Annotated in this window: 11 protein-coding genes and 1 pseudogene; 7 read left to right on the plus strand and 5 right to left on the minus strand. The window is 60.4% G+C overall.

All coding sequences use genetic code 11. The features are described 5' to 3' along the window. Positions 1-15: 15 nt before the first annotated feature. The 3 genes and pseudogenes from istA to GEV38_RS12565 all read right to left on the minus strand — a co-directional run bounded on the left by istA (position 16) and on the right by GEV38_RS12565 (position 4,289). Positions 16-1,531, minus strand: a pseudogene (gene istA / locus GEV38_RS12555) (IS21 family transposase). A 470-nt stretch (positions 1,532-2,001) separates the two neighbouring features. Next, positions 2,002-2,982: an IS5-like element ISPa41 family transposase gene (locus GEV38_RS12560; protein ID WP_004576175.1), complete on the minus strand. Its 981-nt coding sequence runs from the start codon at positions 2,980-2,982 to the stop codon at positions 2,002-2,004. A gap of 440 nt (positions 2,983-3,422) precedes the next feature. Then, on the minus strand, positions 3,423-4,289 hold the full coding sequence (locus GEV38_RS12565; protein WP_014861609.1) for a LysR family transcriptional regulator: 867 nt from the start codon (positions 4,287-4,289) through the stop codon (positions 3,423-3,425). Between GEV38_RS12565 and GEV38_RS12570 the strand changes: the two genes are divergently transcribed. After that, complete coding sequence (locus tag GEV38_RS12570; protein ID WP_256674088.1) at positions 4,288-5,115, plus strand: aspartate/glutamate racemase family protein; 828 nt, start codon at positions 4,288-4,290, stop codon at positions 5,113-5,115. The genes GEV38_RS12565 and GEV38_RS12570 overlap by 2 nt on opposite strands. Before the next feature lie 51 nt (positions 5,116-5,166). Then, a complete protein-coding gene (locus GEV38_RS12575) occupies positions 5,167-5,886 on the plus strand; it encodes a glutamine amidotransferase (RefSeq protein ID WP_054830797.1) in 720 nt (239 codons plus the stop codon). A 176-nt stretch (positions 5,887-6,062) separates the two neighbouring features. Here GEV38_RS12575 and GEV38_RS12580 read toward each other — a convergent pair whose 3' ends face one another. Continuing rightward, positions 6,063-6,497, minus strand: coding sequence for a PRC-barrel domain-containing protein (locus GEV38_RS12580; protein WP_014861612.1), 435 nt, complete (start codon positions 6,495-6,497; stop codon positions 6,063-6,065). 556 nt (positions 6,498-7,053) lie between these two features. On the opposite strand from GEV38_RS12580, the gene GEV38_RS12585 reads away from it, so the two are divergent. Continuing rightward, positions 7,054-7,569, plus strand: coding sequence for an MgtC/SapB family protein (locus GEV38_RS12585; RefSeq protein ID WP_014861613.1), 516 nt, complete (start codon positions 7,054-7,056; stop codon positions 7,567-7,569). A 37-nt stretch (positions 7,570-7,606) separates the two neighbouring features. Here GEV38_RS12585 and GEV38_RS12590 read toward each other — a convergent pair whose 3' ends face one another. Beyond that, a complete protein-coding gene (locus GEV38_RS12590) occupies positions 7,607-11,716 on the minus strand; it encodes a CheR family methyltransferase (protein WP_014861614.1) in 4,110 nt (1,369 codons plus the stop codon). Between the two features lie 372 nt (positions 11,717-12,088). Here GEV38_RS12590 and GEV38_RS12595 point away from each other — a divergent pair, with 372 nt between their 5' ends. The 4 genes from GEV38_RS12595 to GEV38_RS12610 are packed head-to-tail and all read left to right on the plus strand — an operon-like array spanning position 12,089 to position 15,681. Beyond that, entirely contained in the window at positions 12,089-12,274 is a 186-nt protein-coding gene (locus GEV38_RS12595) for a hypothetical protein (RefSeq protein ID WP_014861615.1), read from the plus strand. Between the two features lie 14 nt (positions 12,275-12,288). Continuing rightward, positions 12,289-13,614: an iron-containing redox enzyme family protein gene (locus GEV38_RS12600; RefSeq protein ID WP_014861616.1), complete on the plus strand. Its 1,326-nt coding sequence runs from the start codon at positions 12,289-12,291 to the stop codon at positions 13,612-13,614. Further along, a complete protein-coding gene (locus GEV38_RS12605) occupies positions 13,614-14,567 on the plus strand; it encodes a class I SAM-dependent methyltransferase (RefSeq protein ID WP_014861617.1) in 954 nt (317 codons plus the stop codon). Before GEV38_RS12600 ends, GEV38_RS12605 begins: the two co-directional genes overlap by 1 nt. Positions 14,568-14,574: 7 nt before the next feature. Then, positions 14,575-15,681, plus strand: a complete 1,107-nt coding sequence (locus GEV38_RS12610) for a carboxylate-amine ligase (RefSeq protein WP_024086899.1) — start codon at positions 14,575-14,577, stop codon at positions 15,679-15,681. Positions 15,682-15,839 lie beyond the last annotated feature (158 nt).

The following is a 15,839-nucleotide window of genomic DNA, read 5'->3' on the forward strand; positions in this document are numbered from 1 at the left end:
TGGGATTCCTTGGGGTCAGTGGTAGTAGCCGGGGCCGCGCAGGTTTGGCGTGGTCGTCTGGCAGTAGAGGCAGGTTGGCTTGAGCCAGTGGCAGGTTTTCCAGCCCCTGGCGCAGGATCGATTCGAGGCTCTTGTAGCTGCACGCGCCGAGGCTGAGGGCGCGTCGGCAGGCCAGCTCCAAGCGCACTTCGCCATGGGTCTTGCCCAGGCGCAGGATGCCCAGGCAGGCCCGGTAGCCGTGAGTCGGGTGGATGCGCCGTTCGAGGATGTGGCTGATCACGCCGGCGGTGTTCGGCCCGGTCTGCTCAGCCCAGCGGATCAGCCGTTGTGGCGTCCACTCGGCGTGCTCGCGATGGCTCTTGGGCATGTGCTCGGTCTGCGTGCTGTGCCTGCCCTTGTGCATTGAGCGCAGGTGGCTGGCCACTCGCTGGTTGGCGTGGAAACACTCGACGGTGCGCGCCGTCAGCCGTACTTCCAGTTGCTTCTTCACCAGTTGGTACGGCACCGAGTAGTAATGCCCATCGACCTCGACGTGGTAGTCGATGTGCACCCGCGCCTTCTTCCACTCGGCGTAGACGTAGGGTTGCTCCGGCAGGGGGCGCAGCGCTGGACGATCCAGGGCTTCGAAGGCCGACTGCCGGGAGCCCGGCAGCTTGCGAAACGGTCGTCGGTTGAGCCGCTCCAGCAATAAGGCGATGGCGCTGTTGAGTTCATCCAGGGAGAAGAACTGGCGGTTCCTCAGCGCGGCGAGGATCCAGCGCTCGACCACCTGCACGCCGACCTCGGCCTTAGCCTTGTCGCGCGGCTTACGCGCCCGCGCCGGCACCACCGCCACGCCATAGTGCTCGGCCAGATCGCGGTAGCTCGGGTTGATGTCCGGCTCGTAGCGATGACTCTTACTCACCGCGCTGCGCAGGTTGTCCGGCACCACGATCTCCGGCACGCCGCCGAGGAAGGCGAAGCAGCGGACATGGGAGCCCAGCCAGTCCGGCAACTGCTGCGACCAGGTCGCTTCGGCGAAGGTGTAGCTGGAGGCGCCGAGTACCGCGACGAACACCTGCGCCTGGCGGATCTCGCCGCTATAGCGGTCGATCACCGGCACCGTCTGCCCGGCGTAGTCGACGAACAACTTCTCGCCAACGCGATGTTCCTGGCGCATCACCACGTCCAGCTTGCCCTGCCAGGCTCGGTAGTGCTCACAGAACCAGCTGTACTGAAAGCCCTGCGGCTGGCTCAGACGGTACTCCTGCCAGAGCAGCGCCAGGGTTACGCCGGGGCGGCGCAGTTCGGCATGCACCCATGCCCAATCGGGTAAAGGCCGCTTCTCACTGGCAACCGCCGGGGCCGGCGGGAACAGTTGCTGCTCCAACTCGGCATCGGACAGCGAACAGGGCCAGGTGAGGCCGCTGGCGGCAAAACGATTGAGGTAGTCGCCGACGGTGACACGACCGACCTGCACGCTGACCGCAATCTGGCGAGCCGATAGTCCGACCTCGAACTTGAGACGTAGTACTTCGCGAATCTTACGCATGGATAAACGCTCCACGACGACCTCTCTGCTTCGAAAAAGAGGTCGATGGTAGTGAAGAAATCCTGCGTAGCTGCCTACCCGGTTGGGTGGCCGGATGGCCGTGGAATCAGTGGCCGGATGCGCGTGGAATGGGTGGCCGGATCACCGTGGAATCGGTGGTCAGATGCTCATGGAATGGGTGGCCAGATGACCGTGAAATCCGCAAATATGCCCAAAATGTAGCAATTCGCTGGAGGTAAATGGCTATTCGAGGCTAGAAAAACGCAGAAATGATCAGCTAACAAGCATGCGCGAAGCCCCTAAAGACTCTCAGGGTCGCCGAAAAACATTTTGACTAGGCTCTAGGGATGCTCCGATCAACTTGTCGTGCAGCCGCGGCAAGTTGCAATTTTCCAGGCACCTACAGCGTCATTGGACGAAAAGTGACCGAAAAATCATGTACGGAGAGCTTTTTCGACCGGTTCTCCGTGTTAAACGCGAACCTCACCCATACCCATGAGCTGTTTTCGAACCCTCCACAGGTTTGCCAGGGCGAACAGCGTGGTCAACTGAGCCGTGTTTTTCATCAGCCCACGAAAACGTACTTTCACGTAACCAAACTGCCGCTTGATCACGCGAAACGGATGCTCGACCTTGGCCCGTGTCTGAGCCTTGCAGAACTCGATCTTGCGCTTGGCTTTGTACAGTACGCTGCGCTGGTTCAGCTTGGAATAGGTGCTGCGACGCGCTGCAATCTGCCAGATCACCCCCCGATTTTCATGCTCTTCGCGCCTTTCGACACCGGTGTAACCGGCATCTGCATACACGGCGTTTTCTTCGCCATGCAGCAGTTCAGCCACCTGCGTGACATCGGCCACATTGGCAGCGGTGCCATGGACGTGATGCACCAGGCCGGACTCGACATCGGCACCGATGTGCGCCTTCATCCCGAAGAAATACTGACCGCCTTTCTTGGTCTGGTGCATCTCGGGATCACGCTTGCCTTCTTTATTTTTGGTCGAGCTGGGGGCATGAATAATGGTGGCATCGACGATGGTGCCTTGGCGCAGCGACAGGCCTTTTTCCTGCAGATAACCATTGATGACCGCAAGGATTGCCGGTGCGAGCTGATGCTTCTCCAGCAAGTGCCGGAAGTTCATGATCGTGGTGTCTTCGGGGATTGGCGCGCTCAGCGTCAGGAGTGCGAACTGGCGCATGGGCGTGATTTCGTAGAGCGCTTCTTCCATGGCCGGGTCGCTCAGGGAGAACCAGTTCTGCAACAGATGGATGCGCAGCATGGTTTCCAGAGGATAGGGTTTTCTACCGCCGCCGGCCTTGGGGTAGAACGGTTCGATCAGCTCCAGCAGGCCTGCCCAGGGCACCACCTGATCCATTTCGGCGAGGAAGCGCTCTCGGCGGGTCTGCTTGCGCTTGCCGGCGTACTCAAAGTCGGAAAAGCTCATCTGGCTCATGGGCGGCTCGGATCAGGTGTTGCGGGGATTCTCGCATAACTGAAGGCTTGTTCGGAGATTCCCTAGGACGGTAGTTACAGGATGGGATTTTAAAGCTATGCCCCCAATTTTGCCCCCAGTCTCAGCGGGAGCGTAGGCGATCGCGACTGGCGATTTCTGACACGGACCAGGGTGATCTTCAGCGGCCCTCAGTGTACGCCAGTCTCGGCTTTTTCGGAGCATGCCTGATGATTGGTTGCCTAGTGCACGGCGCCAAGCGCGTGGTAGGACTTCACCGCGTCCGAATTAGGCCAGGTTCGCACTACTGCTCGTCAAGCGGCTGACTAATCGCCAGATGTCCGCATCCAACTGCTTTGCGAATTGTGGATCCTGGATGGCCGCTATCGACCCAAAGCTGACACTGATCGAAGGGCATTCGACCGGAGTGAAACGGTTTCCTGCTATGAGGCCCTGCGGTGCCTGGCCAACTCATCCCGAACAGACTGCAATACGCGCGATTCATGCCCGTTGCGCCAGACCAGGTGAGTGCGAACCCGAGCAACCTTTGGGGGCAAGGGGAGCGATCTGACCAAGCTTTCCACGTTTACAGCCTTGAGCACGGACTGCGGCATGATTGCCACCCCAGTTCCGGCTGCAACGCAGACTGCTATCGCATGATAGGACGCAAGTTCCAGCACCCTGGTGGGCACGATTTCGCAGGTCTGAAGCCAGCTTTCCAGAATGCGCCTGAACGAACAGCCCCTGGAAAACGCGATGATGGTCGCTCCTTGGAGTGCACGCGCATTAGCGATGGGGCTGTTCTTGGCCACGACGAGTGCCAGTTCCTCAACGAAGACCTCTTGGCAATCTAGCCCGGCAACGGTGAATGGGTCCGAGATAAATGCAGCCTCGATATCACCGCGATGAACCTGTGCAATCAGTGCGTCCGTTGAGCCGGATATCAACTCGATTTGAACATCCGGAAAGCGTTCGTGATAGCTGGACAGCAGCGGAGCAAGCCTGGCGGCAGCGGTACTTTCAAGCGTACCGATCCGAAGCACGCCTTGCAGGGTGCCGCGCTTGAGAGCGGTTTCTGCTTCTATGGAAAGGCGAAGCAACTTCTCAGCATATTGATACAGCAGTAGCCCTTCATCGGAAGGCGTCAGCTTCCCACCCTGGCGATGGAAGAGCGCCACACCCAAGCGCTCCTCTAGGTTCTTTACCCTGGTGGTGATATTCGATTGCACGCGATGAAGCTGGGCTGCCGCGTTCGTGATGCTGCCGTAGTCCACCACGGCTTTGAATATTTGCAGTGAATCGAGGTCCATGTTTCTCATTTTGAGATTCAACTATGCTGATTATTCATTATTGAAGAATTTGCACGCAGCATACACTCCAGATGATCCGAGCGGGCAGTGCCTGCCATCTGGTCGTCGAGAGCAGCTTCCTGAGAGGTGTAATGTGCGCAAGATTGGTCTTATCGGTGGAATGAGCTACGAGGGCTCTGCGGTGTACTACCGGGAGCTGAATCGAGGTATCAACCAACGCCTGGGCGGTCTGCACTCGGCTCAGATACTGCTGCACTCGGTAGATTTTCAGACCATTGTCGACAAGCAGAAAGCTGGCGAATGGGCGCAGGTCGGGAGCCAACTTGCTGAAGTGGCTCAGAGCTTGGAAAACGCAGGCGCTGACTGCGTGATGATCTGTGCTGTGACCATGCATCTGGTAGCGGATGCTGTCATGGCAGCCACCTCGCTCCCCTTCATCCACATCGTTGATGTCGTAGCGGATCGCCTCAAGCTCGTCGGGCACAAGAAACCGTTGCTGATCGCGACCCGATACACCATGGAGAATGGCTTCTACCCAGCCCGCATGCAGAATCATGGTATTGATGTGCTCGTTCCCGACAGTGCGGGTCGGAGTCAGATACACGACATCATTTTCAACGAACTCAGCCTGGGGATCGTACGCGACGAATCGCGGGCAGTGCTTTTATCTCTGATCGAGCAGGCCAAAGCCGAAGGCGCGGACTCTGTCATTTTTGGTTGTACGGAAATCTGCCTGATCCTGGAGAGTGACAAGCTTGCTCTACCTGGTTTCGATTCAACCGCGATTCATATCGAGGCTGGAATCAATTTTGCGCTGGGTAGCTGATCGCTCCACAGTCGTCCCAGCCATGTTCCTTTGAAATAGCGATACACGTCATTGAACTCACCCACGCTCCTCATCGTTCAGGTAGGTACGCCACCGGCAGACATTCGCGATCAACTTGGGGACCTGCCGTCATGGTTTGCAGCGGCCTTGGAGCTTTCACCCAGTGAGATGACCGTTGTACGAGCTTTCGGGGGAGAACTGCTGCCTGATCCGTCCAAGGATCTTGTTGCCATCATTACTGGTTCATGGGCAATGGTTACCGACCGCGAGCCCTGGAGCGAGTACGTAGCGCAGTGGATTCGTGAAGCCATGAGGATCGAGATGCCACTGTTCGGCGTGTGCTATGGGCATCAGCTCATGGCTCACGCGCTAGGTGGGGTTGTCGACTACCACCCTGCCGGGCGTGAAGTGGGCTGCGAGATGATCCAACTGCTACCTGCGGCCATAGCCGATGAAATGCTGAAGCAGTGGCCTGCTCAGTTCCCGGCCCATCTCACGCATGAACAGACAGTTATCACGCTCCCTGAAGGCGCTGTCGCGTTGGCCCGCTCGACTCATGATCCTCACCAGATCATCCGATATGGCCGCCACGCGATCTCCACCCAGTATCATCCGGAGTTCACGCCTGGTCACCTTGAAGCCATGATCCGACGACGTCATGCCCTACTGGTCGCTGAGCAACACGACCCCGCCCAAATGCTCAATGCTCTTCAGAAGACACCAAGTGCCCAAGCGGTAATGTGCCACTTCGTATGGAGCCGTTTGGAGTAACCGCCGAGCATGCGCCATAGACCAGAATTCCCTTCTGGGTCTTACGTCATGCCGACAGGCCGCTATGGGTCGAAAGCGGTCACTCGCGAAGGGCACCTACCGACCCAAAGCCGCCTGTCACGACCCTCTTGCTCAGGATAGGCTTGGCCGGGAGCCCGGCCAAGCAGGTTGGCACATCACAGCCGGGGATCGCTTTCCCACGTGGTGCCATAGTAGTCGTGGATACCTCTGCCCCAAGTCGGATCGCTCATGTTTGGCCAGTTGTCCTTATCGAAGCCTGGGGCGTTCTTCAGGCGGTCCTTGTCGGCATCAAGGACGAAGCGCTTGTTCACCGTATCCAGGCGCAAAGCAGCCCACGGCACGGCGAACAATTTTTCACCCATCCCCAGGAAACCGCCGAACGACAGTACAGCGTAGGCCACCTTGCCGCTGGCGGTGTCCAGCATGATTTCCTTGATGTCACCCAAGTCTTCGTTTTGCGTGTTATACACGTCGTTGCCGATGAGGGTATCCGCGCCCATCAGCCGCGGCCCCGGGCCGCGGTCTCCCTCGGCAGTGAAATCGGTCCGTCCCTTGTACATACCGTACTTGTCGCGTTCTTCGAAGTTCATAGTACGCTCCTGGCAAGAGGCCACAGGCAGTAGAGCATCTCGACTATTGGTTCAAGGCTGCTCGGGCGACGCCGGCGGGAATGTCGGCGTAATCAGACGTTTTTTAACCGCGCGATATCCCTCGAGCATTCAGCAAGGCTCGTACGAGAAACGGGCGGTACAGCGAGCGACGGAATAGGACACTAAGCTACGACAGCCTGGATGTGTTCTGCGGCGCTCAGAATAGGAGAGTGGTCAGCATAACCAGCCGTTCGCTATTTGCGACCAGCGGCGGGACATGGAGTCGACTGAAGCGGCTGCGGATGGCCGTCAATTGGGTCTGGACGCCTTACCGACAACACAGCAAGCGCCGAGAGCATCTACGGCGAAAATTTGATGCTGACTGTCAATTGCAGAGGCGACCACTTGAGCGTGCGATGCAGCAAACGTGCAGTGCTCGCAGTCATACACTGTAACTGCCTCCGGAGGTCCCGGCCATGCCCATCGAGATCATAAAAACGCCTATCCGCGTACGCGCCAGCAGAGGCCGAACGTGTAAACGGCCCGGGCCCCCTCCATGGATCTGATCTGGCAAACAATCCAGGCCGAATTCGCCGATATTGGCGATGAGCGCGAGATCGTGCGAATCCTCGTACGGCTGGTGATGGCTGCCGTACTGGGCGCTGTTCTAGGCTTCGAGCGAGAGCACAAGGGCAAGTCCGCCGGGGTGCGCACGCACATGCTGGTTTCGTTGGGCGCGGCGCTGTTCGTGCTGGCACCGAGCATGGCAGGTGCCGATGCGCAGGCGCTCAGCCGGGTGATTCAGGGCATCGTTGCCGGTATCGGATTTCTGGGCGCGGGCACCATTCTCAAAGGAAATGGCCAGGACACCAGTCATGTCAAAGGTCTGACCACAGCTGCCGGGTTATGGATGACGGCTGCCATCGGTACGGCAGCGGGGATGGGACGCGAAGCCACGGCGCTGGTCAGCACGGTGCTGGCGCTGTTGGTGCTGGGCACGATGCCTTTGCTGATGGACAAGGTTGAAGGGCAGGACGAAGAAAAACAGAAGGAGGAGGGCAGGAAGCACTGAGGGGCGTGGGTCGCCCCGCAAAGCCTACCTCCTCTATTCAAACCGACGCTGAGCCATTCAGGCGCTCGATCGCGTCAATCAAGTCGTCATAACCCACCGGCTTGTTCAAGTGGCGGTCAAAACCGGACTGGCGAGACTTGTATTGGTCCGCGCTTGCCCCATAGCCAGTCAACGCGATGGCAGGGATGTAGCGCAGATGCTCCAGGCCGCGCAGCGCCCGGATCAGAGCATGGCCATCCATGCCAGGCATGCCGATGTCGGAAATGATCACGTCGTAACGCGCATCTGCCGCCGACTGCAGCGCCAGTTTCGGGTCGCTGTAGGCATCGACGTCGGCATCTTCCATCAACAGCAATTGTTCCATCACTTCCAGCACATCGACCGAGTCATCCACCAGCAGGATGCGAACCCCTTTCAGCCGACCTTCTGATAGCAGGACTTCGCCCTGCACCTGGGGTTGCTGGGCGTACGCGCACAAAGGCAGGGTGATGATGAACGTACAGCCCTGGCCTATGCCGGGAGACTCTACGCTGACCGCTCCGCCATGGGCTTCTACCAATTGACGAACCAGGGAAAGGCCAATACCTAGCCCCTCTCGCCCATGGCCGGTGGGTGCAGCCTGGTTGAACAGCTCAAAAATATCTTCCAGGGAGTTTTTGGCGAGGCCTATGCCCTGATCAATGACTTCAAGTCGCGCCTGCTCATCCTGGCGAGCAAGTCTCAACAGAATCTCGCCATCGGCAGGGCTGAACTTCAGTGCGTTGTTCAGCAGGTTCCAGATGATCTGCTCGACACGGGTGCTGTCGGCCTCCACATAGACCGGTTCGCCATCGGCCGGCAGCGTCAGCCGAACACTGCGGCCGCGCTGTTCATTGCAGGCTACAGCGTAGATACCTTGCAGCACGGCACACAAATCGACGGGTTGGGTCTTCAGCTTGAGCTTGCCCGTGCGGATGCGCGCCACATCAAGCAAGTCATCGATGATGCGTGCCTGGCTGGTGACTGCTTCGCGAATGACGTTGACCGCTTTGCTCGCCATGCCGGTGCTTGTGACCGATGGTATGCGTCGCAAGATATCGGCATTGAGCTGGATCAGGTTCAGCGGGTGCTTGAGCTCGTGGGACATCACCGCGAAGAACTCGTCCTTCATGTGGCTGGAGCTTTGCGACTCGGCCAGGCGCTTGCTTTGTTCGTCCTGCAAGCGCTTGTGGCCGGTCAGGTCACGGGCGATCTTCACGTAACCCCGCAAGCTGCTGCCCTTGAGGCGCGAGACTTCGCCACTGCAATAGAAGCGGCTGCCGTCCTTGCGCACATGCCAGCGTTCGTCCTGGCCACGGCCATGCAGACGGGCAGCGCGCAGCTCGCGCGCCGGCTCGTCATTTTCGCGGTCTTGCTCGGTGAAGATCAGCGCATAATGCTGGCCGATGACTTCATCCTTGGCGTAGCCGAATACCAGCGCAGCGCCGGTGTTCCAGTCGATGATCAGGCCTTGTTCGTCAAGCAGGATGATGGCGAAGTCATGGGTACTCTCGGCAACCAGGCGCATGCGCTCTTCACCCTGGCGCAAGCGTTCCTCGGCCGCACGACTCTCGGTGATGTCGATGAACGTTAGCACCGTGCCGTCAACGTTCTGCTCACTGGCCCGGTACGGTAGTAGACGTGCCAAGTACCAATGTTGGTCCTGCCCGATGACTTCACGCTCGATCGTGGTTTCGCGCTCGATCACCGCGCGCGCATCGTCTGCCAGCCCCGGATACTCCAGGCGATGGGTGATGTCGAGCAGTGAGCGGCCGGTGTCGACCGGCAGTATGCTGAAAATGGCGGTGGCCCCGGGCGTGAACCAGCGAATGTGCAAGTTGCGGTCGACGAACACGGTGGCGATCTGGGTGGAGGCGATCAGATTGCTCAGGTAGTCGTTTATCTTGTCGGTTTCATCAACCTTGGTCTTGAGCTCGTAGTTGACCGTCAGCAGTTCTTCGTTGATGGATTGCAGCTCTTCCTTGCTGGTTTCCAGCTCTTCGCTGGCCAGGCGCAATTCCTCGTTGATCGCTTGCATTTCTTCGTTCGAGGCCATCAGCTCCTGGCTGGAGATATCCGACTGCTCGATGGTTTCCTGTAACTGCTGACGGGTCCGCTGCAGTTCCCGCTCCAAGGTGTTCAACACCATGCCTTCGGTTTGCTGGATAGCAGGCAGGCTCTGGGGATCAGCTTCGCGAACCTGGAACGTCACCAGCAGGCATTCGCTGCCACTGGGTTCGTCCTGGTGGGGCAGGACCTGTACCTGGACTTCGACGCGCTGATCGTCGATGGTGGTGATCACGGCGCCCGAGCTGACCGGCTGGCCGGTGTTATGAGCCTGCAACAAGCTACTGCGCAGGGCAGGGCGCAGCGGTGTGAGTACCAGGTTCAGCAGGCTGGGGCTGACTTCGCCACCGGCGTGGCGTAGGAATCGGCCGACGCTATCACTCATGTGCAAAATGTTGCCATCACCATCGACGATCAGGCTGGGCGGTGTGCGTCTGGACAATGCACGGTGATGGATTTCAGCATAGGACAGCTTGCGCAGGGGTTTGGGTTTAGCGCGTATGGCTTGCGCGTCGGGCGTATGAAGCCGCCCCGGGCGGCGTGCCGGCTCCACTTCCCGAGCCCGGAAGATGCGATGGTGCTTGTCTACGGCAATAAACAGGTCGGCAGCCACGTCCGCCGATTCCGAACTGCCCAGGAACAAATAACCCCCTTTGCGCAGGGCGAAGTGGAACAGGCGCAATATTTCCCGTTGCACTTCCCGATCCAGGTAGATGAGCAGATTACGGCAGACCACCAGGTCCAACTGTGAGAACGGAGGATCGGACAACAGGTTATGTCGGGCGAACAGGACTTTTTCGCGAATGTCCTTGCGTACCCGGTAATGCTGGTCTTCCTTGATGAAAAACTGACGCAACCTGGCCGTGGGCACATCGGTGGCGATGGCATCGGGATAGACGCCTAGCCGGCCGACATTGATCGCGCGTTCGTCGAGGTCTGTGGCGAACACTTGGACTTTGGCACTGCGCTGCTCCATTGCCAATTGTTCGGTCGCCATCATCGCCAGGCTGTAGGCTTCCTCGCCGGATGAACAACCTGCCGACCAGATGCGTACTTCGCGCTGAAGATCTTCGCTGTCGTCGTTGGCAAGACCCGGCATCACATGCTGCTGCAATGCTTCGAAAGCTTCGCGGTCCCGGAAGAAATTGGTGACCCCTATCAACATGTCAGCCAGCAATGCACGGCATTCCTCAGGATGCCGCTCAAGGTAATCGCGGTAACCGGCCAGGTCGGTCTGTGCGGTGACATGCAGGCGCCGTTCAAGTCGGCGCAGGATCGTCGCGCGCTTGTAGTGCTGGAAATCGTGGCCGGTACCGGCATGCAGGCGGGTGAGGATGTCGTCGAGCAGGGGGTCGGATTGGGCTGGGTCGCCTGAACGTTCGCCCAGGGGCGGGGGCAGGCTGTCATCCTCTATTTCCGGAAGTTTCACCTTCTTTGCCGAGCGCCACAGTTCCAGCAGCTTGCCCGGGATCTCGGTTACCGGCAGGATCAGGTCGACCATGCCAGTGGCGATGGCGGCCTTGGGCATGTCGAGGTACTGGGCGTCATCGGGCGACTGCACGAGGGTCACGCCACCTTGTTCCTTGATGCGCGACAGGCCCACTGCGCCATCGCTACCGCTGCCCGAAAGTATCACGCAGAACGCATGGTCCTTGTGCACATCAGCAAGGTCGCGGAAGAACAGGTCGATGGCGACGTGGTCGCCGCGGCTGCGTCTGGCCGGACTGACCCGCAGGTAACCGTCATTGGTGGACAGGCGGTTGGCCGGCGAAATGACATAAACGTGGTCACGCTCGATCGGTACTGGCTCGCTTACCTGGCGCACCGGCATGCGCGTGACGCGCTGGATCAAGCGGTCGGCCTGGCTCTGGTGGTCCGGCGACAAGTGCAGCACCACGACGAACGCCATGCCGCAGTTTTCGGGGGCGTGCTGGAAAAACGCCTGCACCGCCTCCAGCCCGCCGGCCGATGCCCCGATGCCCACCACTGGAAAGTCCAGATGGCTGGGGCTGAGCGAAGGGTTGTGCGGCGAGGCGAGGGAAGTCTTGCTGGACGATTTCATGGGCACGAGCCTTGTGCGAACCGGGAGTGAGCTTAGCCAGCGATTATAGGCCCGACATCCTTCAGACGACGAGCAGGGTTAAAGGTAGACAGCCCTCGCTGGCCCAAGTGCCGCTAGTTGTTAGTGGGCCTGAGGCTCAGCGGGTGAATGCGTTAGCGCGCAGACCTTGATAGGCGGCGATCACGAACCATAAGCTACTGGCCGGCCCAACCAGCGCTTGGGCAGGTCCAAAATGCTCAGAAATTCGATCATTCATGGAGAGCAAACCGGCGTTTCGGTCACCGCTCATCCGCTATGTCGGAATCAGAACGAATTCACGGCAACCGGTCGGACTCGTTGATGTAGGTCTTGACGAAAACGAGAGCCCATCAGATGAAAAACAACCAGTTTGTCGTGCTGCTGTTGACTGCCAGTTTCTCGCTGCTCGGAGGTTGCTTCGACCGCGACAAGGATCACCCGGCGAAGGATGCTGACCCAAGTAAACCCTCGCTTCAGATGCAGCAACCCATTCCTCCCGCAACTACCCCATCACCTGAGACCAAACCGCAGAATCCCTGAGCGAGGTACAAGGCATGGTGGCAATGACACAGGCAGGTACCGCGACCCAAAAGACCAACGCAGGACTGGAACATCGCTATCGGGCGCTACTTGAGGGCCCTGAGCCGACCAGTGAGGGCTGGTTGACGGAGCAATTGCGCCATGCCCGTCTGCTTTGCGATGATCTGCCAGATGACCCGAGGCTACTCCCTCAATGGGCCGATGCCCATGCAGGTTGTGTCGCCAAAGCGCATGCGGCCTATCTGGAGCACCGGCGTCAGGGCGGGGCGCGTCGTTATTTTGCCAACCGTTCCCACGCCTTGTGGTTCCTACAGCAAGTCGCGCCGACCAAGGCGGTTGACGGCGCCTGGCTTCACGGGGCCCTGTGGCACTGGCAGGACCCGCGATTCCACGGGCTGATCCGCACCTTCCTGGAAGAGCTCGGGGACGGCGACCCACGCTGCAATCACGTGTTGATCTACCAGCGCTTGCTCAGCCGTCTGGGTTGCTCGCAGGAGCGGCCGCTTGACCCCGCTCGTTACCTGCAGGGCACGCTGCAACTGGCTCTGGGGCAGCACTGCCAGCGATTCTTGCCGGAAGTAATCGGTTACAACCTGGGTTACGAGCAACCGCCTTTGCACCTGCTGATCACCACCCATGAGCTGGCCGAGCTGGGTATCGATGCCTATTACTTCCAGCTGCATGTGACCATCGACAATGCCGCCAGCGGCCATGCGCGACGCGCTGTGGAAAGCGTCACCGAGCTAGTGCGCGATCAGGGGCCGGCGTTCTATGAGCGCGTGAGGCACGGTTACCGGCTCAATGACCTGGGGGGCGACACGCCCTCATTGATTGCTTCGTTCGACTTGCAGGCCGAGTTGCTAGGTACCTTGGAACGCAAGCGCATCTACGGGCAGTGCATGCATTCGGACCGCTGTCGCCTGCAAGGACGCACCATCAACCAGTGGCTAGCTGAGCCCGGCGCAATGCCCGGGTTTCTTGAAGCATTACAGGCCCAAGGCTGGATCAAGCGTGACAGCGATCCTAAGCAAAGCCGCTTCTGGTCGCTGATCGAGGGCCCGGTCGCTGCCATGTTCGGTGTGTTCGATGCCTATGAAAAGCAGCTTTGGCATGACTGGATCGCCGGCTCCTGGCAAGGCGCGGGAATTCGTCGGGTGCCGCCAGGGCAGTGGGAGCACGCCTTGCAACTGGACAATGATGTCTCCATCGCGTCCCAGGTATCGGACATACCGACCCTGATCGATGCAATGGCCGGCAATCGGCACGCCACCCCTCAGGGCCTGCACGCCACGCGTGCGTTCATCCAGACCACCGGTTTGATGCACGGAGGGCTTCATTGATGCTGCTCGACCAAGACCAGATTCGCGCCGATGAGGCCTTGCTGCAATTGGGGAACCGCTTGCGTGCCGACGGCTATCGTTTCACCTGCGTGACGCCGGCGACCCACGCCACGGTCAATGCCCGAGCCGAGGCGCAGCAGGCGCGTACCTTGCGTGATGTGTTCGGCTGGAGTAGGCCGTTCGCCGCTTCACTGCTCAGCCCCGACGAACTGGAGCAACTTAGCCTCGCTGGCGTGCTGGAGGCTCAAGGGGCGCTGTGGCGCAGCAACGTGCGCTGGTCCAGCCTGGACGATCTGCTGCTGCTGCATTCCGCCTGGCCTACGAACAGCCGCGATGCCGTGTTCTTTGGCCCGGACAGTTACCGGTTCGCCCAGTTGATCCACGATCACCTCAGCAGCACGCCCGAGCGCGTGCAGCATGCCGTCGACATAGGCTGCGGCAGTGGTGTCGGGGCATTGCTGATCGCGCGCGCCGTGCAGCATGCGCAGGTCTGCGCGGTGGACATCAACCCCATGGCCTTGCGCCATACTGCCATCAATGCTGCCTTGGCCGGTGTGGCGAATGTTTCGGTAGAGCGCAGTGACCTGCTCGATGATATCGCGGGTACATTCGACCTGATCGTCGCCAACCCGCCGTACATGCTCGACGCCGGCCAGCGCGCCTACCGCCATGGCGGCGGCGCACTGGGTGCCGAGCTGTCGCTGCACATCGTCGAGCAAGCCCGTGAGCGCCTGTCGCCCGGGGGGACGTTGCTGCTGTACACCGGTGTCGCCATCGTCGAGGGGCGCGACGCGCTGCTCGAAGCCATGCGGTTGCGCCTGGCGGGGCCTGGGTTCAGTTGGTTCTATCGCGAGCTGGACCCGGACGTATTCGGCGAGCAATTGCTTGACCCCGGTTACGAGCAGGTCGAGCGCATTGCCGCCGTGGCCCTGACCGTCACCCGTCGCGGCTGATAGCGTCGTGACGCGGCATTGCACGTTTGGCATCGAGGAAGAATACCTGCTGGTGAAGCTGGCCACCGGGCAGGTCATGGCTGTTCCGTCAGCAGCCGTGGCCCGCTGTTGTTGGGACGCGGCGGGCCCGTGGTTCGCCGAGGAAATGTTCCACAGCCAGATAGAGATCGCTTCGCCCGTATTCGACGCACTGCACCAAGCGCGTGATTTCTTTGGCGAGCGGCGTCAGCGCCTGGCCCGGGCGCTGGCCGACGAGGGCGCCGGCCTGTACGGCGCGGCGAGCCACCCAAGCGCCCAGTGGCTGCGCCAGCGCCCACGTGGCACCCCGCACTATCGCCAGTTGTTCAACGATTACCAACTGGTGGCGCGGCGCAGCCTGTTGAATGGCCTGCACGTGCACGTCGGAGTACCGGTGGGCATTGATCGCATGCGGGTGATCAATCGGGTGTTGTACTGGTTGCCTTTGTTGTTGGCGCTCAGTACCTCGTCTGCGTATTGGGGCGGTGAGGATACCGGCTACATGAGCTATCGCCGCGCAGTGTGCGGGGAATGGCCGCACATGGGGCTGCCAGAGCCGTTGCCGGACTGGAGCGCGTACCAGCGATACCGGGCATTGCTGCAACGCACCGGCAGCCTGGCCGAGAACGGCGACTTCTGGTGGGCGATCAGGCCCTCGCGGCGGTTTCCAACGGTCGAGCTGCGTATCTGCGACGGCTGCCCGCGGCTGGAGGATGCCCTGGCTGTCGCAGGCCTGTTTCGCCACCTGGTCGAGCAGGCGCTGGCCCGCCACGATGACCCCGCCAGCCGCGAGTTGCGCTGGGTCACCCAGGAAAACTACTGGCGCGCCCTGCGTCAGGGGCGCCTGGCCACCTTCATCGGTGTCCACGGTCAACAGCCGGTCAGCGCCGAGGGCTGGTTGACGCAGCTGCAGCAGCAGTGCCCGGCTGACACCGTTGATGCCGAGCGTTCATTCATTCAGGCCCGGCACATCCTGCGCGAGGGCAGCAGTGCCGATCGCCAGCGCCAAGCCTTCGCGCTGGCCCGTGAACAGGGCCTGGATAACCGCCAGGCGTTGCGCGCAGTGGCCGGGCAGGTGATGAACGACCATCGTTAGGGCCGGTGGCAAGCCGCTGCCCTGATGGCCCGACCGGAAAATCCGGATAAACCTTCGCGGCCCTGCGCAGTCAGTTTCAGTACGGCCCCGGATACCCCAGAGGGTCAGGGACCCATCTAGCGTCACTGGCCGGTGAGCCGTGGAGTGACGAAGTGGTG

The sequence above is a fragment of the Pseudomonas sp. 13159349 genome (assembly GCF_013305685.1).
Lineage (GTDB): Bacteria > Pseudomonadota > Gammaproteobacteria > Pseudomonadales > Pseudomonadaceae > Aquipseudomonas > Aquipseudomonas asiatica.

Coding starts and splice junctions, on each gene's coding strand:
- GEV38_RS12560 (WP_004576175.1), bottom strand. CDS start 2,982: ATGAGCCAGATGAGCTTTTCCGACTTTGAGTACGCCGGCAAGCGCAAG.
- GEV38_RS12570 (WP_256674088.1), top strand. CDS start 4,288: ATGTTTCTCATTTTGAGATTCAACTATGCTGATTATTCATTATTGAAG.
- GEV38_RS12565 (WP_014861609.1), bottom strand. CDS start 4,289: ATGGACCTCGATTCACTGCAAATATTCAAAGCCGTGGTGGACTACGGC.
- GEV38_RS12580 (WP_014861612.1), bottom strand. CDS start 6,497: ATGAACTTCGAAGAACGCGACAAGTACGGTATGTACAAGGGACGGACC.
- GEV38_RS12585 (WP_014861613.1), top strand. CDS start 7,054: ATGGATCTGATCTGGCAAACAATCCAGGCCGAATTCGCCGATATTGGC.
- GEV38_RS12590 (WP_014861614.1), bottom strand. CDS start 11,716: ATGAAATCGTCCAGCAAGACTTCCCTCGCCTCGCCGCACAACCCTTCG.
- GEV38_RS12595 (WP_014861615.1), top strand. CDS start 12,089: ATGAAAAACAACCAGTTTGTCGTGCTGCTGTTGACTGCCAGTTTCTCG.
- GEV38_RS12600 (WP_014861616.1), top strand. CDS start 12,289: ATGGTGGCAATGACACAGGCAGGTACCGCGACCCAAAAGACCAACGCA.
- GEV38_RS12605 (WP_014861617.1), top strand. CDS start 13,614: ATGCTGCTCGACCAAGACCAGATTCGCGCCGATGAGGCCTTGCTGCAA.